The sequence below is a fragment of the Streptomyces calidiresistens genome (genome assembly GCF_014141525.1).
GTDB lineage: Bacteria > Actinomycetota > Actinomycetes > Streptomycetales > Streptomycetaceae > Streptomyces > Streptomyces calidiresistens.
In genome coordinates, this window is sequence record NZ_VKHS01000025.1 from 1 (window position 1) to 19,529 (window position 19,529).

At 72.3% G+C, this 19,529-nt stretch carries 19 protein-coding genes; 12 read left to right on the top strand and 7 right to left on the bottom strand.

Annotated elements, in window-relative coordinates:
- The first annotated feature begins 469 nt into the window (after positions 1–469).
- The 8 genes from FOE67_RS02470 (at position 470) to FOE67_RS02505 (ending at position 8,777) form a co-directional block, all read left to right on the top strand.
- On the top strand, positions 470–1,777 hold the full coding sequence (locus FOE67_RS02470; protein WP_182660086.1) for an ABC transporter substrate-binding protein: 1,308 nt from the start codon (positions 470–472) through the stop codon (positions 1,775–1,777).
- Positions 1,778–1,828: 51 nt separating this feature from the next.
- Entirely contained in the window at positions 1,829–2,791 is a 963-nt protein-coding gene (locus FOE67_RS02475) for a carbohydrate ABC transporter permease (RefSeq protein WP_182660087.1), read from the top strand.
- The gene (locus tag FOE67_RS02480; protein WP_323384075.1) at positions 2,788–3,741 is read left to right on the top strand and encodes a carbohydrate ABC transporter permease; all 954 of its coding nucleotides are present in this window, start codon (positions 2,788–2,790) and stop codon (positions 3,739–3,741) included. The genes FOE67_RS02475 and FOE67_RS02480 overlap by 4 nt, the downstream gene beginning before the upstream one ends.
- 4 nt (positions 3,742–3,745) lie before the next feature.
- Positions 3,746–4,417: a hypothetical protein gene (locus FOE67_RS02485; protein ID WP_182660088.1), complete on the top strand. Its 672-nt coding sequence runs from the start codon at positions 3,746–3,748 to the stop codon at positions 4,415–4,417.
- Positions 4,418–4,621: 204 nt separating this feature from the next.
- Complete coding sequence (gene pip, locus FOE67_RS02490; protein ID WP_323384077.1) at positions 4,622–5,602, top strand: prolyl aminopeptidase; 981 nt, start codon at positions 4,622–4,624, stop codon at positions 5,600–5,602.
- 182 nt (positions 5,603–5,784) lie between these two features.
- The gene (locus FOE67_RS02495; RefSeq protein ID WP_182660090.1) at positions 5,785–7,104 is read left to right on the top strand and encodes an MFS transporter; all 1,320 of its coding nucleotides are present in this window, start codon (positions 5,785–5,787) and stop codon (positions 7,102–7,104) included.
- Positions 7,101–7,844 carry a leucine-rich repeat domain-containing protein gene (locus FOE67_RS02500; RefSeq protein WP_323384079.1) on the top strand — a complete coding sequence of 248 codons (744 nt, stop codon included), beginning with the start codon at positions 7,101–7,103 and terminating at the stop codon, positions 7,842–7,844. Before FOE67_RS02495 ends, FOE67_RS02500 begins: the two co-directional genes overlap by 4 nt.
- Before the next feature lie 117 nt (positions 7,845–7,961).
- The gene (locus tag FOE67_RS02505; RefSeq protein WP_182660091.1) at positions 7,962–8,777 is read left to right on the top strand and encodes an NmrA family NAD(P)-binding protein; all 816 of its coding nucleotides are present in this window, start codon (positions 7,962–7,964) and stop codon (positions 8,775–8,777) included.
- A gap of 207 nt (positions 8,778–8,984) precedes the next feature.
- Here FOE67_RS02505 and FOE67_RS02510 read toward each other — a convergent pair whose 3' ends face one another.
- From FOE67_RS02510 to FOE67_RS02525, 5 genes are all read right to left on the bottom strand, one after another.
- Positions 8,985–9,512 carry a GNAT family N-acetyltransferase gene (locus FOE67_RS02510; protein ID WP_182660092.1) on the bottom strand — a complete coding sequence of 176 codons (528 nt, stop codon included), beginning with the start codon at positions 9,510–9,512 and terminating at the stop codon, positions 8,985–8,987.
- An 81-nt stretch (positions 9,513–9,593) separates the two neighbouring features.
- On the bottom strand, positions 9,594–9,716 hold the full coding sequence (locus FOE67_RS29940; protein ID WP_267133291.1) for a hypothetical protein: 123 nt from the start codon (positions 9,714–9,716) through the stop codon (positions 9,594–9,596).
- 142 nt (positions 9,717–9,858) lie between these two features.
- Positions 9,859–10,083, bottom strand: a complete 225-nt coding sequence (locus FOE67_RS02515) for a hypothetical protein (protein WP_182660093.1) — start codon at positions 10,081–10,083, stop codon at positions 9,859–9,861.
- A gap of 112 nt (positions 10,084–10,195) precedes the next feature.
- Positions 10,196–11,629 carry a S8 family serine peptidase gene (locus FOE67_RS02520; RefSeq protein WP_182660094.1) on the bottom strand — a complete coding sequence of 478 codons (1,434 nt, stop codon included), beginning with the start codon at positions 11,627–11,629 and terminating at the stop codon, positions 10,196–10,198.
- Between the two features lie 716 nt (positions 11,630–12,345).
- On the bottom strand, positions 12,346–13,269 hold the full coding sequence (locus FOE67_RS02525) for a LysR family transcriptional regulator (RefSeq protein ID WP_182660095.1): 924 nt from the start codon (positions 13,267–13,269) through the stop codon (positions 12,346–12,348).
- A 106-nt stretch (positions 13,270–13,375) separates the two neighbouring features.
- Here FOE67_RS02525 and FOE67_RS02530 point away from each other — a divergent pair, with 106 nt between their 5' ends.
- From FOE67_RS02530 to FOE67_RS02540, 3 genes are read left to right on the top strand one after another with little or no spacing between them, the layout of a single operon-like run.
- Complete coding sequence (locus FOE67_RS02530) at positions 13,376–14,080, top strand: succinate dehydrogenase cytochrome b subunit (protein WP_182660096.1); 705 nt, start codon at positions 13,376–13,378, stop codon at positions 14,078–14,080.
- A 1-nt stretch (position 14,081) separates the two neighbouring features.
- On the top strand, positions 14,082–16,088 hold the full coding sequence (locus tag FOE67_RS02535) for a fumarate reductase/succinate dehydrogenase flavoprotein subunit (protein ID WP_182660097.1): 2,007 nt from the start codon (positions 14,082–14,084) through the stop codon (positions 16,086–16,088).
- 5 nt (positions 16,089–16,093) lie between these two features.
- Positions 16,094–16,834: a succinate dehydrogenase/fumarate reductase iron-sulfur subunit gene (locus tag FOE67_RS02540; protein WP_182660103.1), complete on the top strand. Its 741-nt coding sequence runs from the start codon at positions 16,094–16,096 to the stop codon at positions 16,832–16,834.
- A gap of 277 nt (positions 16,835–17,111) precedes the next feature.
- On the opposite strand, the gene FOE67_RS02545 is transcribed toward FOE67_RS02540, so the two are convergent.
- Positions 17,112–17,915 carry an SDR family oxidoreductase gene (locus FOE67_RS02545; protein ID WP_182660098.1) on the bottom strand — a complete coding sequence of 268 codons (804 nt, stop codon included), beginning with the start codon at positions 17,913–17,915 and terminating at the stop codon, positions 17,112–17,114.
- A 202-nt stretch (positions 17,916–18,117) separates the two neighbouring features.
- Here FOE67_RS02545 and FOE67_RS02550 point away from each other — a divergent pair, with 202 nt between their 5' ends.
- A complete protein-coding gene (locus tag FOE67_RS02550) occupies positions 18,118–18,912 on the top strand; it encodes an SDR family NAD(P)-dependent oxidoreductase (protein ID WP_182660099.1) in 795 nt (264 codons plus the stop codon).
- An 80-nt stretch (positions 18,913–18,992) separates the two neighbouring features.
- On the opposite strand, the gene FOE67_RS02555 is transcribed toward FOE67_RS02550, so the two are convergent.
- Positions 18,993–19,529 (bottom strand): DUF998 domain-containing protein (locus FOE67_RS02555; protein WP_182660100.1); only part of this gene is annotated, 537 nt, incomplete at its 5' end.

Sequence of the window (19,529 nt, forward strand, 5' to 3'; positions counted from 1 at the left end):
CCCTCGACCCTCACCCCTCGCGCACCCGCCCCGGAGTCGTTCGGCGAGTCGAACAAGGGTCGATATGCCGATCACTCCCCTTGACGCGAGTCGCCCCCATTGCGAGACTCCGAAACACCCCCCGGGTGCGCGCCTCCCCGGGCGTACGCGCTGCTTGCGACATGAATCGATTCACGATCAGGCTCGCAAAAACCCCTGACCAAAGGGCGCCGAGGAGGGCTCCACAGACCCCCGCGCCACCTCGGGTTCCCCCGGACAAGCAGCGTTGACATGCGGAAAAACGATCACGGTCACGTTTCCGAAAAGTTACCGACGGCCGGGTTCACAGATCGACCCCCGGCGGTATTGTAACGATTCACTTCGGGCGACGCCGAGGGCTGCGGAAGCGGCGCCGCCCGGGCCGCCGGCCGCCATTCGCCCGGCCGGCGACGAAGTGCCCCACGCATTGACGAGAGCAGGGAGGCTCCCAATGTCCATCAGGAAAGCCGCGATCCGCGGTATCGCCCTCGCGGCGGTCGGCTCACTCGCCCTCACCGCCTGCGGTTCCGACAACGGCGGTGGCGGCGGCGACGAGGGCGGCCGGGTCACCCTCAACTTCCAGTGGTGGGGCAACGACGATCGCGCCGACCGCTACGAGCGGGCCATCGACCTGTTCGAGGAGCAGAACCCGAACATCAAGGTGAACACCGGCTTCGCCGCCTTCCCCGACTACTGGACCGCCCGGAGCACCGAGGCCGCCGGCCGCTCGCTGCCGGATGTCCTGCAGATGGACACCTCCTACCTGCGCCAGTACGCCGACACCGGTCAGCTGACCAACCTCAACGAGTACCTGGGCGATGCCCTGGACCTCTCCGAGTTCGACGAGGCCCTGGTCGACGCCGGTCGGGTCGGCGACGACCTGTACGCCGTGGCCACCGGTACCAACACCCTGGCCCTCTTCTACAACCCCGGCCTGCTCGACGAGCTGGGTGTCGAGCCCCCCGCCGAGGACTACGACTGGGCCGAGTACAACCGCGTGCTCGCCGCCGTCTCCGAGGCCGGGGCCGACGCCGACCCGCAGGTGTACGGAGGCACCGACTACACCGGCACCTTCTGGCTCTTCGTCCAGTGGCTCCTCCAGCAGGGTGTCGAGCCCTTCACCGAGGACGGGGACCTGAACTTCACCAAGGAGCACATGACGGAGTGGCTGGAGCTGGCCTCCGAGGTGCGCGAGCCGGAGAACCTGACCTATCCGGTCCAGCGCTCGGTCCAGCTCGAACCGTTGTCCGGCTTCACGGTCGAAGAGGCCGCCATGGAGTTCCACTGGGACAACTTCCTGGCCGGCTACGTCGGTGACTCCGGCGTCGAGGACCTGCAGCTGATGCCCATTCCCTCGGGCCCCGACGGCGAGAAGCGCCAGTTCTTCAAGCCGACCATGCAGCTCGCGGTGAGCGCCAACAGCGACCACCCCGAGGAGGCCGCCAAGCTGATCGACTTCCTGGTCAACGACCCGGAGGCGGGTGCGATCTTCGGCACCAACCTGGGTGTCCCCTCCTCCCCCGCCCAGCGTGACGCCCTCGACCTCGAGGAGGGGGGCATCGACGCCCGGGTGATGGAGTACGAGGAGGCGGCTTCCGAGGCCGGTTACGTCACCGAGCCCGCGCCGCTCCCGATCGAGGGCTTCGGTCCCATCGAGGAGGAGTACCGCAACCTGGGCCAGGAGTTCGCCTACGGCAACCTGACCGTCGAGCAGTTCGTGGACCGCTGGTTCGCCGAGGCCGAGATCCACCTCGGCTGATCCCTCCTCCGGCCCCTCAACCCCTTTCGTCGCACGAAACGGATCGACCTTGTGACTCTTGCCCGAGAAGCGTCCAAGGCCCCGGAGGTCGGCAAGCCGCCGCGACGGCCGCGCAGCGCGCGGTCGTCGCGGCGGGCGGCCGAGACCCGGGCCGGCTACGCGTTCCTCTCCCCGTGGCTGCTGGGCTTCTTCGCCCTCACCGCCGGCCCGATGCTGGCCTCGCTCTACCTGGCCTTCACCAACTACAGCCTCTTCCGGGCGCCGGAGTGGGTCGGGCTCGACAACTTCATCAGGCTCTTCAACGACGACCGGTATCTGAACTCGGTCAAGATCACCCTCCAGTACGCGCTGGTGGGAACCCCGATCAAGCTGGCCGCCGCACTCGCCGTGGCCATGCTGCTCAACAGCAGGAGGCGCGGACAGGGCGCCTACCGTTCCTTCTTCTACGCCCCTTCCCTGATCGGCGCCAGCGTCTCGATCGCCATCGTGTGGCGTGCGATGTTCATCGACAACGGCGTGGTGGACCGGGTGGGCCAGGGTGTCGGCCTCTCCCCCGGCGGCTGGGTCGGCGACCCGTCGATGACGGTGTACATGCTCATCCTGCTGGCGGTGTGGCAGTTCGGCGCGCCGATGGTGATCTTCCTGGCCGGTCTCAAGCAGATCCCGACCGAGCTCTACGAGGCCGCCGAGGTGGACGGGGCCGGCCCGGTCCGCAAGTTCCTGCGGATCACCCTGCCGATGCTCTCGCCGGTGATCTTCTTCAACCTCGTGCTGGAGACGATCAACTCCTTCCAGGTCTTCGGCTCCGCCTTCATCGTCTCCAACGGCACCGGCGGCCCGGCCGACTCGACCATGTTCTACACGCTCTACCTGTACTTCCGCGGCTTCCGCGACTTCCAGATGGGCTACGCCTCGGCGATGGCCTGGGTCCTGGTCCTGTTCGTGGGCCTGATCACCCTGATCTTCTTCAAGACCTCGAAGCACTGGGTGCACTACGGCGGTGAGGGCAAGTGACCACCACGACTCCGACCACCGGCAAGGCGGTCGCCGCCGGTGAGGCCGCCGGCGGCGGGATGCGTCCCCCCGCCCGGTCCACCGACCACGACGGCGGCCGCGGCCGCGCCCGGCGGCGCCGCTCCTGGCGCACCCTGCTGTACCACGGCTCGATCCTGGTGCTGGGCTTCGTGATCCTCTACCCGGCCGCCTGGATGGTCCTCTCCTCCTTCCGGCCGTCCAACGAGATCGTCGGCAACGTCAACCTGATCCCGGACAACACCACCCTGGACAACTTCGTCACCGCGTTCAGCGGTATCGGCGGGGTGTCGTTCTGGACCTTCTTCACGAACTCGATGATCCTGGCGGTCGGCGCGGTGGTGGGCATCGCGCTCTCCTCCACGGTCTCCGCCTACGCCTTCGCGCGCATCGAATTCCCCGGCCGGAAACTGTGGTTCGCCCTGATGATCGGCACGCTGCTGCTGCCGTTCCACGTGGTGATCATTCCGCAGTACATCATGTTCAACGAATTGAACATGGTGGACACCTTCTGGCCGTTGCTGCTCGGGAAATTCCTGGCGGCCGAGGCGTTCTTCGTCTTCCTGATGGTGCAGTTCATGCGGAACCTGCCGCGCGAACTCGACGAGTCGGCCCGCATCGACGGCGCCGGACACGCCCGGATCTACTGGTCGATCATGCTGCCGCTGATGCGGCCGGTGATGGTCACCGCGTCGATCTTCGCCTTCATCTGGAGCTGGAACGACTTCTTCGGTCCGCTGATCTACCTCAAGAGCCCGGACAACTACACGATGCCGCTGGCACTGCGCCAGTACGTGGACCAGACCACGGTCTCCGACTACGGCGGGCAGATGGCGATGGCGGTGCTGGCCCTGCTGCCGGTGCTGATCTTCTTCATCGTCTTCCAGCGCTATATCGTCGACGGCGTGGCCACCTCCGGACTGAAGGGCTGAGGCGATGCGCGGCAGGAAGGGAGCCGGTCTCGCTCTGTTCGGCGAGACCCTGCTCACGGGTGTGGTCGTCCTCGTACTGACCCTGCCCCTGATCACCCTCCTGCCCGCGCTCGCCGCCGGCACCGCCCACCTGCGCCGCCACCTGGCCGGGGAGAGCGAACGAATCGGCGACCTGCTGCGGGACTTCGTGGCCGCCGTGCGGGACCTGTGGGCCGCGGGCCTCGCCTTCCTCGCCGGCGCCCTGGTGCTGGTGTGGAACGCCACGCTCGCCGAGGCGGGGGTGGTCCCCGGCGCGGGCCTCCTGCTCCCGGTCTCCCTCGCCCTGCTCGGCGGCTGGGGCGTCCTGCTGCTGCGGGTGGCCGCCGCGTGGTCGACCACCGCTTCGGCCGGCGCCCCGGACGGGGGGAACCCGGCCGGCGGGACACCGGCCCGCGAACACCTGCGGACCGCCGCCGGTGCCCTGCGGGACGACCCGGTGGGTTCGCTGCTGCTGCTCGTCGCCCTGGTGATGTGCGGCGTCTTCGTCTGGATGCTGCTGCCGCTGGCCCTGCTGGTCGGCGGTCTGCTGCCGCTGGCCGTCATCGGCGTCGAGCACCGGGCGCGCGCCCGGGCCGCCGAGGCGGCGGAGGACATCGGGGGCGACACGGAAACGACCGGCCGGCCCGCCGACCGCTGAGGGCACCCCTCCCGGGACTCCTCCCCCGGCCCGCCGGGATCCGTCACGGATCCCGGCGGGCCGCGGCGCGTTCGGCACGCCTTCCGGCGACCCGAGGTCGACGGGATGCCGGGGACGGGGACGGGAAAACCGCTCGCGGAGCGTGGTCGGAGCCGGCACACTCCCCCGGTTCCCACCGAGCCGTGTCCCGCCTCCGGAGGTCCCGTGTCCGCACCGCCCCCCGCCCCGTCGGACGTGCCGCACCCGCCCGTCGAGCCGTACGACGGGGGCCTGCTGGACGTCGGTGACGGCCAGCGCGTCCACTGGGAGACCCACGGCAACCCCGACGGGGCCCCGGCGCTCGTCGTGCACGGCGGCCCCGGATCCGGCTGCGCGCCCCGGATGCTGCGCCCCTTCGACCCGCACCGGTACCGGGTGATCCTGTTCGACCAGCGCGGATGCGGACGCAGCCTGCCCCACGCGAGCGACCCCGCCACCGGGTTGGAGCACAACACCACCCACCACCTGATCGCCGACATGGAGCGACTGCGCGAACACCTCGGGGTGGAGCGGTGGGTGCTGTTCGGCGGCTCCTGGGGCTCCACCCTGATCCTCGCCTACGCCCAGCGGCACCCCGACCGCGTCGCCGGCATCGTCATCGCGGGCGTCACGACGACCCGCCACTCGGAGATCGACTGGCTCTACCGGGGGACGGCCCGCTTCTTCCCCGACCGGTGGGAGCGCTTCCTCGCCCCCCTGCCGCCCACCGACCGGGAGGACCCGGTGGCCGGCTACGCCCGGCTGATGAACCATCCCGACGCGGAGGTGCGCGAACACGCCGCCCGCGAGTGGTGTGCCTGGGAGGACACCCTCGTCTCCCTGGAGCCGCACGGCGCGCCCGCCCCCTACAGCGGCAGGCCGGACCGCGACATGATGGCGATGGTCCGCATCACCACCCATTACTTCGCGCACGCCGCCTGGTTGGAGGAGGGCGAACTGCTGCGGAACGCCGACCGGCTCACCGGCATCCCCGGCGTCCTGGTGCACGGCCGGCAGGACCTGAGCGGACCGGCGATCACCGCCTGGGAGCTGGCCCGGGCCTGGCCGGACGCCCGCCTGCACATCGTCGAGGACGCCGGGCACACCGGCAGCGACGCCTTCCGCCGCACCGTCCGCACCGCCCTGGACACCCTCGTCCCCCGCTGATCACCCCCCGGTCGCCCGGGGCCGGCGGGCGAGCCGCCCGGGGGTGTACCCCCTCGCCCCGGCCGCGGGCGGCATCACCGCCATGGTGGGGGTCTCCGCCGTCACCGGCCGGTACCGCCGCGGGCTCCGACGTCCCGGCGGGTGGGAAAGGAATGTCGGTGGCCGGACCTAGAGTGCCGGGCATGGCGACTCCCCCCGCGTCCCCCGCCCCGACCCGGGCGCCCGAAGCCGCGCAGACCGAGGCCCGGCGGGCCGCCTTACCGGGGGGTTTCCGGCTCTGGTTGGCCGGCTGGCTGGCCTCGCTGTTCGGCAGTGGCGTCCTGTACTTCGCGCTCGGATGGGCCGCTGCCGGCCACGGTGGGGCCGTCGCGGGGGCGATGCTGGCCCTGATCAACCTCCCGCGCGCGGCGTTGATGCTGCTCGGCGGCGTGGTGGCCGACCGGATCGGGGCCTGGCGGATCCTCACCCTCTGCGCCGCGCTGTCCCTGGTGGTGGTCGCGGCCCTGGCCGCGGCGGTCTCCTTCGTGGGCACGCCGGTGGCCCTGTTGTTCGGGGCGGCGCTGGTGATCGGTGTGCTGGACGCCTTCGACCTGCCCGCCTCGGGGTCGATGCCGCGCCGACTGGTGGGCCCGGAGAGCCTGCCGCGTGCCATGGCGCTGCGGCAGACCGGCGTGCAGATGGTGCTGTTCGCCTCGGGGGCGGCGGGTGGTGCGCTGCTCGACGTGTTCGGCACGCCGGGTCCCCTGGCCGTCGCGGCGGTCGGCCCGGCGGTGCTGTTGGCGGTGCTGCTGTGGTTGCGCCGGCGCCCGGAGGGCCGGGGGACACCGCAGGAGCCGGCTCCGCACACCTCGCCGCCGGCCGAACGCTCCGGTCTGTGGGGCGACATCACCGCCGGCCTGCGGGTGTGCCGGCGCACACCGATCCTCCTCTCCGGATTGGGGGTCACGGCGGTGGCCGCCGGTTTCCTGCTGCCGGTGATCTCCCTGCTGGCGCCGGTGCTGGCCCGCCAGGAGGGCTGGGGACCGCGCGAGACGGGTGTGCTGGTCGGCGCCCAGGCGGTGGGCATCGTCTCCGTCGCCCTGGTGGTACTGGTACGGGGCGGGGCCGCCCGTCCCGGGGTGGCGGCCGGGCTGGGGCTGGTGGTGGCCGGCGCGGGCATCGGCGTGCTGGCGGCGGCCCCGAACCCGCTGGTGGGCATCCTCGCCTCGCTGCTGATCGGCGCGGGCAACGGGGCCTTCGGAGCGAACATCGCCCCGTTGATGCTGGGGACCACCCCGGAGGGCTACCTGGCCCGGGTGCAGTCGGTGGTGACCGTGGTGCAGAGCCTGCCCCTGGTGGGGATGAACCTCGCGCTGGGGCTGCTGGCCCAGTGGACCTCGGCCCGGATCGCCCTGTGGGGCTGCTCCCTGGCGGCGCTTCTCACCGGTCTTCTCACCCTGGCCCTCCCGGCCCTGCGGGAGGCCCGGTCCGCGGGAGCCGCGAAGGCGGGGCGGGCACCGTGACGGCCGGGGCGGCGGGAGAGCCGGACACCACGGTGAACCTGTGGCGGCAGGGGGTGGGCGCGGTGCCACCGGAGGTGTGGCGGCGCACGGACGCCCGGGTGCTGATCCTCGCGGAGAACGGGTTGACGACCGTGTCTCCGGCGGTCGGCCGGATGGTGAACCTGCGCACCCTCGACCTCGGCCACAACGCCCTGACCCGCGTGCCGGGGGACATCGGGGCTCTCACGCGCCTGTCGGACTTCCTGTACCTCCACGACAACCGACTGACCGAGCTGCCGGGGTCGATCGGCCGGCTGACCGCGCTGCGGTACCTCAACGTCGGGGAGAACCGGTTGACCGCGCTGCCGGAAAGCATCGGGGGAATGACCGCCCTGCGGGAGTTGCGGGCGGGGCACAACCGACTGACCGAGCTGCCGGGGTCGATCGGCCGGCTGGGGCGTCTGCGCGAACTGTGGTTGCGGGGGAACCGGTTGAGCGTTCTACCGGAGTCGATCGGCCGGCTGCGGGAGTTGCGGGTGCTGGACCTGCGGGAGAACGCCCTGACGGAGTTCCCGGGGGCCCTGACGGCCCTGCCACGACTCCGGCAGCTCGACCTGCGGGCCAACCACCTGAACCGGCTCCCCGCCGGGGTCCTCGACTTCCCGGCGCTGGAGAAACTCGACCTGCGGTGGAACCCGTTCGAACCGCCGCCCGCCCTGGTCGACGCCCTGGAACGGCGGGGTTGCGCGGTCCTGTGGTGAAGCCGGACGCCTCTCCGGCCGCGCGTGCCGCCGGGCCGACCGACCGACGCCCGGACGATGCTTGACCTCAAGTGGGATTGAGCTTCTAGCGTTCCCGGGAACGAAAGGGGTTGAGCCATGACCACACTGGTGACGGGTGCCACCGGGAACACCGGGCGTCACGTGGTGGCGGAGTTGGCCCGCAGAGGTGAACGCGTTCGGGCTCTGACGCGGAACCCGGTCGCCGCGACCGGGGGATTCCCCACCGGGGTGGAGACGGTGGCGGGTACCCACACGGAACCGGGGACGTGGGAGTCCGCCCTCGCGGGGTGCGACCGGCTGCACATCACGGCGGTGGAAGGGCTCGCCGGGGTCGGCCCGGAGTTCGTGCGGCGGGCGGTCGGGGCGGGAGTGCGGCGCATCACCGTTCTGTGGGACGGCCGGGTGGGGCCGGTCGAGCGGGCGGTGGCGGAGTCCGGGGTGGAGTGGACGCGCCTGGAGGCGCAGGAGTTCATGTCCAACACGCTCGGCTGGGTCGACTCGATTCGCGACGAGGGCGTGGTGCGGGAGCCCTACGACCGGCCCAGCGCTCTGGTCCACCAGGCGGACATCGGGGCGGTGGCGGCGGTCGCCCTGATCGAGGACGGCCACGCCGGTGAGGTGTACAACCTCACCGGACCGGAGGCACTGACCCCGCGCGACCGCGTCGCGATCCTCTCCCGGGCGACCGGCCGGGACATCGCCTTCGTCACGATCCCGCACGCCCGGGCGGTCGAGCGGCTGATGGCGGGCGGTGTCTCCCGGGAGGAGGCCGAGTACGTCATCGGGTGGTACGCCGCACCTCCCGGGACCGCCACGACCGTCGACGACACCGTCGAGCGTGTGACGGGTCGCCCGGCCCGCACGTTCGAGCAGTGGGTGGCCGAGCACGCGGACCGCTTCCGAAGCGGGTGAGGACACCGACCGGATGGGGCCGGACCCCGGACCCCGCCTGCGCTCCGAGACACGGGCGGCGCGGAGCGGGGTCGGAAGGGCCGGCGCTCCGCCCGGGCACTTCCGGCTCCCCGGCGTTCACCTCCACCGGTGCCCGGCCGCCCCGCCCGGACACCGCACGTGCCGGGGCCGTCACGACGGCCCCGGCACGTCCCGCCCCACGGGGAATCAGATCCCGAAGGGATCGGCGTAGCGAATCGTTCCGCTCGGCAACGGACGCCCCGGGTCGAGGGCGAGGACCATCAGGGCCTCGTCCGGGACCTCGATGCTCAGGCCGATGCCGTGGGCGGACGCCCGGGCGAAACCGAACCGGGGGTAGTACTCCGGATGACCGAGGACGGTGACGAAGTGCTCGCCCCGCGCCCGGGCAGCCGCCAGAGCGGCGCGGATGACCGCCGAACCGGCGCCCCGCCGTTGGTGGTCGGGCAGGACCGCGCACGGTCCCAGACACAGTGCCGGCACGTCACCGATGTGACAACGGGTCAGCAGCGCGTGCGCGACGGGCGTGTCGGCGGCGTCACCGACGTCAACGGCGACCAGGGAGAGGCCGTCGATCCAGGCCGGGTCGCGGCGCAGGGCGTCGACGAGTTCGGCCTCGGCGGAGGTGTCGAACGCGGCGAGGTTGATCTCACGGATGGCGGGAAGGTCCGCGCCGGTCTCGGGGCGCGTGGTCCATGAATTCCGAGAAGTGGTCATGGTGAGGTGGAAGTCCGTTTCCGCAGGGGAGTCGATCGGGCGCCCCGGGCTCACGCTCCCGGAGGGACGAACGGAACGGTGTCAGGCCACGGACCGGGACGTGAGGGTGACCCGGGCGCTGTGCACGGTGGCCCCGAGCGCGGTCATCAACCCCACCTCCCCGTTCTCCCGCTTCTTCTCCCGCTTCGGCACGGGCACGGACACGTCCGACCGTATCCCCTCCGGGCGGAGGGGGCAACGACCTTCCCGGCCCCGCCAGGGGGCGGCACGCCCCGGACCGGCTCCGGCCCCCATACGAAAGCCGCCCCGGACCGGCGGCGGGGAACCGGGGGCCGGAGCCCCGCTCTCAGGTCTCGAAGAAACGCATCGAGGAGTTGGGGCTCGCCGTCACGGTCAGCCCCCGGGCCCGCAGCCGCGCCTCGATGTCCTCCGGTCCCCGGGCGTACACCACCTGCTCCCCCTCCCCCATCGGGACGGCGGGCAGGTCGTGCAGTACGCACCCGGCCTCGACCAAAAGCTCCGCCAGGACGGCCCGGTCGGTGTCGGCCGGCACCGTCAACAGCCACTCCACGCCCGCTCCTCCCTGCCGCTCGTCCCCCGATCCCCCGGTCCGGGTCCCGACGGCTCCGGGACCCGGCGCACCACGGGGTCCGGAGCCCTCGCCCCGATCCGCCCGTCCCTCCTCAATCCTCCTCCGTCATGGCGGCGTAGGAGGCCGCCACGTCGAGCACGCCCCGCCCGTAGCCGGGATCCCACCCCGCCTCCCCGGCCGGCTTCACCCCCGAGAACAGGATGCGGCGCAGGTCGTCCGGGGAGAGATCGGGGGCCGCGCAGAGCAGCAGGGCGGCGGCACCCGCGGCCAGCGGGGCGGCGGCCGAGGTGCCGCTGTCGTAGGGGGCCTCATCGGTGCCGCCGGGGCGACCGGGACCGAAGTTGGCGAAGAAATGGGTGAAGGTCGCGAGGTCCGGCTTCCGCCGCTCGAACATGCCGGGCCCCTGCGAGGAGTAGCCCACCCGCTCGGAGAGGCTGTTGACCGCCGCGACGGTGATGACCTCGGCGAGGCTGTTGGAGGCGTGGATCGAGCGGCCGGGACCGGTGCCGCTGGGATGGCAGGCACCGCTGGCGCACTGCTCCCCGCAGTTCCCGGCGGCGAAGAAGCAGGCGGCGCCGGAGGCCACCACCTCGCGGACCTTGCGGTGGAGGGGGTGGTCGATGTCGTGGATCTCGTGCCGGGGGTTGGTACGGCGGTCGGGGACGCCGACGAAGCCGTAGCTGTTGGTGGTCAGGTGGGGGGTGCCGTCCCGGCGTCGCTGATCGAGGACGGCCTGGAACATCGCGAGGGCGCCCCCGGAGTCGGGCACGCCGAGGAAGGGGTAGTCGTACAACCGGGCGTCGGGGGCGGCGACCAGCACATCGGCCGCGCACATCGAGCCGTGGCTGGTCACCGGCGCGGTGCCCGGTTGGCGCGAGCCGCCCTCGGGGGCGAAGCCACCCGCCACGGGGTAGGTGTCGCCGTCGATCCCCTCGTCGATGACGCCCACGAGCACGCCCTCGCCCCGGAAGCCGGCCTCCCAGAGCGCTCCGACGCCCAGTGCCTCGCGGATGGCCTCGATCCCGACCGCGTCGCGGAAGGGTCGGCAGTCCACGGCCGAGGGGGCGCGGGCGGGGGCCGGGATGCGGCCCTCCGCTCCGCGCAGCAGGTCGGCCTCGGTGCCGCGCAGCAGGTGTTGCCGGGAGTTGGGCCAGACGCCGAGCACACCGCTGCGCCCCCGCAGCTCCTCCAGCCGGGAGTCCTCCACCTCCACCGGGACCACGAGGGAGGTGGCGGCGAGGTCGGCGGCGGTCTCCGGGCCGGCGAAGGCGCGCAACGTCCGGGGCACGGCCGGGTCGGGTGCTCCGGGTGGTCCGCCGAACATGGGGACGGGACCGGCGGACCCGGAGACCTCCACCCCGAGCCCGGTGACCGCGTCCAGTGCGCGGTCGAGCTGCCGACGGGCGTCCTCCGGGGACGCGGCGGCCTCGGAGAAGGCCGCGAATCCCTCGCGGTGGTCGTCGGCGGTCACCTCTACGAGCACCCGGGTCCTGGCCATGGTGGTGGTCTCCTCGCTCCTCGACATCGACCCTCGCCCCGGTCGGGGCGGGCCGCGCGGTGACGCGCGGTCGGGTTCCTGCCCGATCCGCGCGGCGGCAGAGCCGTTCGATGTCGCGATCCACTCGTTCGAGGGGCGCTCTTCACCCGCGGGAGTGATGGAAAAACGGGCCGACCCGGGAGTTTCCCCTGCGGGTCGTCCTCCCCTGCCGATGGGCGGGGGAGGGAACGGGGGAAAGAGCCATCGGGAAGAGAGGGGATCCCCGGGCCATCCGCCGGGGTCCGACACGGGGACCCGTTCCCGTCCCGACCCACCGAACGAGCGGGGCGGGAGACGTCTTTCGGACGTGCGTCGAATCGGCGCGGAACGGGCCCGCGCGGTCCCCACCCGGATGCTCCGCCATACCTCGACCTCGCGGATGATGGTGGCGGACATCGACGAGCCCGTTCTTCGAACGGCCCCGCATGTCGGGACCCGCTACGCCGATCTCCCACTTGATCCCACGGACGCGACCCGGGTAACGGCGGGGGCCGCGGAGTACGGAACGGACTGCCTCCTCACGGTTGATGAGCGGGTTCTCCGCAGGATCCGCACTCTCACCGTGCACGCCTTCTTCCGCCCGGTGCCCGCGGACGGCCGGGCCGGACGTTCGGCGTCATCGCCCCCGGCCGTCGTCACCACTCCCGCTCGTCGAGGATTTCCGTGCTCCGGAGCGGCACTCCGGTACCCGGGGCGTCGCGGCATCAGTCGCCGGCGGGGAGGGCGAAGTTCTCCTCGCGGATGAGGGCCGGCAGGCGGTCGCGGAGGATCCGGTCCAGTTCGCGGGCGGCCCGGGGCGGGGAGACGTCCGCCCGGTGGGCGACGGCGATCGTGCGGTGCAGACCCGGCGGGGCGAAGGGGGTGGTCCGCAGCCCCGACCGCACGGCCAGCATCCCCGGCACCACGGCCACGCCGAGTCCGGCGCGCACCTGGCTGAGCACGGCGTCCATCTCGCCGCCCTCCACCCCCACGGTGGGCTCGAAGCCGGCCGCCCGGCAGGCGGAGACGACGACCTCGCGCAGTTCGTAGCCGTGGCGGTGCAGGACCAGGGGGCGGTCGCGCAGGTCGGCCACCCGGATGTGCTCGCGGAGCACCGGCGGGGGGCCGGCGGGGGCGGAGACCACGACCAGTTCCTCGCGCAGCAGGTCCGCGGCGGTCAGGGCGGGGGCGGGGCCGGTCAGCGGGGTGATGACGAGGGCGAGGTCCAGTTCGCCGTCGGCCAGTACCCGCACCAGGTCGGGCGAGCCGCCCTCGCGCAGGTGCAGCTCGACCGCGGGGTAGCGGTCGCGGAAATCCCGCAGGACGTCGGGGACCAGGCTGGTGCACAGGCTCGGTGGCGCGCCCAGGCGCACCCGGCCCCGGCGCAGGAGCGCGACCTCCTGCACCTCGCGGCGGGCGGTCTCGGCGTCGGCGAGGATGCGCCGGGCCAGCGGGAGCAGGGCCTCCCCGGCGTCGGTGAGGGAGATGTGGCCGCGGGCGCGGTGGAAGAGTTCGGCGCCCAGCTCGCGCTCCAGGGCCCGGATCTGCTGGGAGAGGGAGGGCTGGGCCACGTGTTCGCGCCGGGCGGCCCGGGTGAAGTGCCGGGTCTCCGCCACGGCGGTGAAGTAGCGGAGCTGCTGGAGCTGCATGGTTCCAGCCTAGGCGGCCCCGATCACCAATAATAGGCTTTTCCTATCGAGATCAGCCGCGTTGCGTCTTGGACGAATGACGGGCGCGTTCATACCGTTGGATGTCATGGCATCGGCGACCGACACGGGCAGACGCCCGTCCTCCCTGCGCGTCCTCTGGCGCTCCACCATCGGGAAGAAGACGGTGATGGCGGTCAGCGGCGGAATCCTGCTGCTGTACCTCATCGTCCACATGCTCGGCAATCTCAAGATCTTCGCCGGCTCGACGAGCTTCAACGAGTACGCCGAGTGGCTGCGCGTCTTCGGCGAGCCCGCCCTGGGCGAGGGGTGGCTCCTGTGGGTCGTGCGGGTGGTGCTGCTGACCGCCGTGATCGCGCACATCGTGGCCGCCTGGCAGCTCAGCCGCCTGGACATCCGGGCCCGGCCGGTGAAGTACGCCCACGGCCGGCGGCGGGCGACCTACGCCACCCGCACCATGCGCTGGGGCGGCGTGATCATCGCGCTGTTCGTGGTCTGGCACATCCTGGACCTGACCACCGGGCACGTGAACCCGCTCGGCGAGGAGGGCCGGCCGTACGAGAACGTCGTCGCCACCTTCTCCACCTGGTACGGCAACACCATCTACATCGTGGCGATGCTCGCCCTCGGCCTGCACATCCGGCACGGCTTCTGGAGCGCCGCCCAGACGCTCGGGGTGAACCATCCGCGACGGGATCGGGCGCTGAAGGCCACGGCCACCGGCCTCGCGGTCGCGCTGACCGTCGGTTTCGTGTCCGTCCCCATCGCCGTCATGACGGGAATCGTGAGCTGAGATGACCACCACCGAACAGCCGCCCGGCGGCACCACCACCCCGACGGGCACGGGGTCCGGCACTTACGCCGACTTCACCGTCGGCGACCCCGTGGCCGACACCCGCGCCCCCCTCGACACGCCGATCGCCGAGCGGTGGAGGCAGCGGACCTTCGACGCCAAGCTGGTCAATCCCGCCAACCGCCGCAAGCACACCGTCATCGTGGTGGGCACCGGTCTGGCCGGGGGCGCCGCCGGCGCCACCCTGGCCGAGCAGGGCTACCGGGTGCTGCAGTTCTGCTACCAGGACTCCCCCCGGCGCGCCCACTCCATCGCCGCCCAGGGCGGCATCAACGCCGCCAAGAACTACCGCAACGACGGCGACTCCGTGTACCGGCTGTTCTACGACACGGTCAAGGGCGGCGACTTCCGCGCCCGCGAGTCGAACGTGCACCGCCTCGCCGAGGTGTCGGTGCAGATCATCGACCAGTGCGTGGCACAGGGCGTGCCCTTCGCCCGCGAGTACGGCGGCCTGCTGGACACCCGCTCCTTCGGCGGCGTGCAGGTCTCCCGCACCTTCTACGCCCGGGGCCAGACCGGCCAGCAGCTGCTGCTCGGCGCCTACCAGGCGCTCTCCCGGCAGATCGCCGCCGGCCGGGTGGAGATGCACCCGCGCACCGAGATGCTGGACCTGATCGTGGTCGACGGGCGGGCGCGCGGCATCGTCGCCCGCGACCTGCTCACCGGCCGCATCGACACCTACTTCGCCGACGCCGTGGTGCTGGCCTCCGGCGGGTACGGCAACGTCTTCTACCTGTCCACCAACGCCAAGAACTCCAACGCCACCGCGATCTGGCGGGCGCACCGGCGCGGCGCCCACTTCGCCAACCCCTGCTTCACCCAGATCCACCCCACCTGCATCCCGCGCTCGGGCGACCACCAGTCCAAGCTGACGCTGATGAGCGAGTCCCTGCGCAACGACGGCCGCATCTGGGTGCCGAAGCGCAAGGGCGACGAGCGGCCGCCGCGCGAGATCCCCGAGGAGGAGCGGGACTACTACCTGGAGCGGCTCTACCCCTCCTTCGGCAACCTGGTGCCCCGGGACATCGCCTCCCGGGCCGCCAAGAACGTCTGCGACGAGGGCCGGGGCGTGGGCCCCGGCGGCCAGGGCGTGTACCTGGACTTCGCCGAGGCGATCCGGCGGATGGGCCGGGAGGCGGTCGCCGCGAAGTACGGCAACCTCTTCGACATGTACGAGCGGATCACCGCCGAGGATCCGTACGAGGTGCCGATGCGGACCTATCCCGCCATCCACTACACGATGGGCGGCCTGTGGGTCGACTACGACCTGCAGACCTCGGTGCCGGGCCTGTTCGCGATCGGCGAGGCCAACTTCTCCGACCACGGCGCCAACCGGCTGGGCGCCTCGGCGCTGATGCAGGGTCTGGCCGACGGTTATTTCGTGCTGCCGGTCACCCTGGGCGACTACCTGGCCCGCCTCGGCGGGATCGAGAGGGTCGACGCCGACCACCCGGCGACGCAGGAGGCCGTCTCCTTCGTCACCGACCGGCTGTACGCGCTGCTGTCCAACAACGGCGACCGCACCCCCGACTCCTTCCACCGCGAACTGGGCACCCTGCTGTGGGACGAGTGCGGCATGGCCCGCAACGACGCCGGGCTGCGCAAGGCGCTGGAGCGCATCCCCGCGCTGCGCGAGGAGTTCTGGGAGCGCATCCGGGTGCCGGGGTCCGGCGAGGCCCTCAACCAGTCCCTGGAGCAGGCCAACCGCGTCTCGGACTACATGGAACTCGCCGAGTTGATGTGCCTGGACGCCCTGCACCGCACCGAGTCCTGCGGCGGCCACTTCCGCGAGGAGAGCCGCACCCCCGACGGCGAGGCGATGCGCGACGACGACGCCTTCTCCTACGCCGCCGCCTGGGAGTACACCGGCACCGGCAACGCACCGGTGCTGCACCGCGAGGCGCTGGAATTCGCCTACGTCCACCCCACCCAGCGGAGCTACGCATGACGCTGATGAAGCTCACCCTGCGCATCTGGCGGCAGGCCGGCCCCGACGAGCCGGGGGCCATGACCACCTACGAACTGGACGGCGTCTCCCCCGAGATGTCCTTCCTGGAGATGCTCGACACCCTCAACGAGCGGCTGAGCGCCGAGGGGGAGGAGCCGGTCGCGTTCGACCACGACTGCCGGGAGGGCATCTGCGGCTCCTGCGGCATGGTGATCAACGGCGACGCCCACGGTCCGGAGCGGACCACCGCCTGCCAACTCCACATGCGGTCCTTCTCCGACGGCGATGTCATCGACATCGAGCCCTGGCGGGCCGGTGCCTTTCCGGTGATCAAGGACCTGGTGGTGGACCGCTCCGCCTTCGACCGGATCATCGGCGCCGGGGGGTACATCACCGCCCCCACCGGCAGCGCCCCCGAGGCGCATGCCACGGCCGTGCCGAAGGAGGCCGCCGACCTGGCCTTCGAGAACGCCGAGTGCATCGGCTGCGGCGCCTGCGTGGCGGCGTGCCCGAACGGCTCGGCGATGCTGTTCACCGCCGCCAAGGTGGTGCACCTCAACGCGCTGCCGCAGGGCGCCCCGGAGCGGGAGTCCCGCACCCGGGAGATGGTCGCGGCGATGGACGCCGAGGGCTTCGGCGGGTGCACCAACGTCGGCGAGTGCGCCACGGCCTGCCCGAAGGGCATCCCGCTGTTCAGCATCACCCGCATGAACCGCGAGTACCTGCGGGCCCTGCGCAAGGGCTGACCGCCCGCGCCGGTCGCCCCACGGTCCGGCCGGTGCCGCCCTCCCCCTTTCGGGAGGGCGGCCCCGGCCGGGCCGTCGGCGTGCGCGGGCCGGACGGTGGCGCCTCTCCGGCGATCCCGGGGCGCTCCCCGGGGCCGGCACCCCGCCCCCGGGAGCGTCTTCCCGCGGGGTCCCCGGCTCGCCCGGCGGGTGCTTCGGTGCTTCCGGATGCTCCGCGATCATCCGTGGCCGTCCCCGACGTCCCCGGTGGGGACATCGGGTGCCGGGGCGACAGGGCTCAGGAGAAGCCGCCGTTGCTCTTGAGCAGCTGGCCGTTGATCCACCCTCCCTCGGGGGAACAGAGGAAGTCGACCAGGTGGGCGGTGTCGCGCGGAGCGCCGAGGCGGCCCGCCGGGGTGTGCTCCACGCACCGCCGGCGCGTCTCCCCGTCCATCCACCCGGTGTCCACGGGGCCGGGGTTGATCACGTTGGCGGTGACGCCGAGGTGGGCGAACTCGTGTGTCGCGGCGAGGGTGATGCGGTCCAGGGCGCCCTTGCTCGCGCCGTAGGGAAGGTTGCGGACGGTGTGGTCGCTGGTGAGGGCGATGATCCGCCCGGTGCCGGGGACGCCCCGGAAACGACTGCCGTACTCGCGGATCAGCAGCCAGGTCGCCCGGGCGTTGACCGCGAAGTGCCGGTCGAAGCTCTCCACGGTGGTGGTCAGCAGGTCGGAGTCCACCGACTCGCAGTGGCACATCACCAACGCCGTCACCGGCCCGAGCCGGCGCTCGGCCTCGTCGAAGACCCGGGCGGGTACCCCCGGGTCCTCCAGATCGGCCTCGATCGTCGCGTGCGCGGCGCCGTGGCGATCGAGATCGGCGGTGATCACCTCCATGGCGTCGGTTTCCGCGCCCCACGGCATCCGGGCGTCGTAGGGCGTCCAGTGGGTGAGGGCGAGGTCCCAGCCGGAGGCCGCGAGGCGGCGGGCGATCCCCGCCCCGATACCGACGCTCCGCCCCACCCCGGTGACCAGCGCCACCGGCCGGGCCCCGGCGGTCGGAGAGTGGTCGCGGTCGGCCGGTGAGGGTGCTCCATGTGTCATGGCGCGGAATCATCCCGTGTCCGGACTCTCCTCTCCACCGCTTTTCCCGTCCGACGACCGGCACACTTCCCCATCGACTCCCCATCGACGCGACGCCCGGGCCACGGAATTCCACCTCTCGTCGGAAACGCACCGCGCGGAAAAGGACGGGGATGTCGCCGCCCCGTCGGAGAGAGTGGAGAGGACACGAAGGAGGCGGAAGATGATCGGAACTCCGTGGGAGGAGAGAACGGTGCTGGTCACCGGGGCTTCGGCCGGGATCGGCCGGGCGATCGCGGAGGAGTTCGCGGCCAGGGGGGCGGGGGTCGTGGCCCACGTCCTCACCAGGGCTTCCCCTGTCGGCCCCGGGACCACCGTGGAACACCACACGGCCGACGCCGCCTCGGTGGCCGGCCTGGCCGGCGAACTGCGGGCCGCCGGAGCCCGGGCGGCCCGGGTCCTCGAGGCGGACCTGTCGATCCCCGGGGAACCGGAACGGCTCGTGACCACCGCCGTCGAGGAGTTCGGGGCCGTGCACGTCCTGGTGAACAACGCGGCGCACTGCGAGAGTCCGGACGACATCCTCTCCGTCAGTCGTGAGGGGATGGCGCGGCACCACGGGGTCAATGCCATCGCCCCTGCGTTGATGGTGGCCGAGATGGCACGACGTCACCGACCGGGCGGGACGGCTGCGGTGGTCAACATCTCCACCGACGCCGCCCCCGCGTTCGGTGGGCAGATCGGCTACGGCACCTCCAAGGCCGCGCTGGAGGCGTTCACCCGGGCCGCCGCGCTCGACCTCGGCCCCTCGGGCATCCGGGTCAACGCCGTGGCACCCGGCCCGGTACAAACGGGTTGGATGTCCGAGGACCTGGTCCGCGAGGTGGAGCCCACCATTCCCCTGCGAAGGGTCGGCTTTCCCGAGGACATCGCGGAGGCCGTGGTGTTCCTCGCCTCGGACGCCGCCGGATGGATCACCGGCCAGGTGCTCCGGGTGGCCGGTGGCCACGTCGTGTGAGGCTCCTGGCCGGGGGTTCCCCCATCACCGGGCATCGCTCCTTTCCCCCGTGTGTCCCGTGTATCCCGTGTATCCCGTGATCACTGTCGCAGGGGTGCGAAGGAGCGCGCCGGCTCCGGTGCGCGCAGCAGGTGCAGGGAGAACAGGGTGAGCCACAGCCAGGCGGCGGTGAGCGCCGCCCGTTGGAACAGCCCGGCGTGATCCGCGAGGGCCTCCACCTGCTCGAAGCCGGCACTCGCGAGAACCAGCGCCGCGAGGAACACGACGGCGGTGATCACGGAGCCGAGCGAGCGCGGGCGATCCCGGATGCCCGCGAAGCGACGGGCGAAGACCAGACAGGCCACGGGTATCGCGAGGAAGAGGAGGAACGAGAAGAGGTCGTGCAGCAGGGCCGGGGCACCGCTGTACTCCGTGAGCGCGTCCGGGCTCCCGGGTGGGTAGCCGCCCACCGGGTCACCGGTGAAGAGACCGGCACCGACCAGACCGATGCCCCACCCGGCAAGGGCTCGCACTCCCCACCGGGAGTCCGTGACGGCTCCCGGGCGGCCCCGCACGCCGAGGGCGAAGGCGAGACACAGCAGCCCCGCCACCACGAACACCGCCCCCTGCGCCCACCC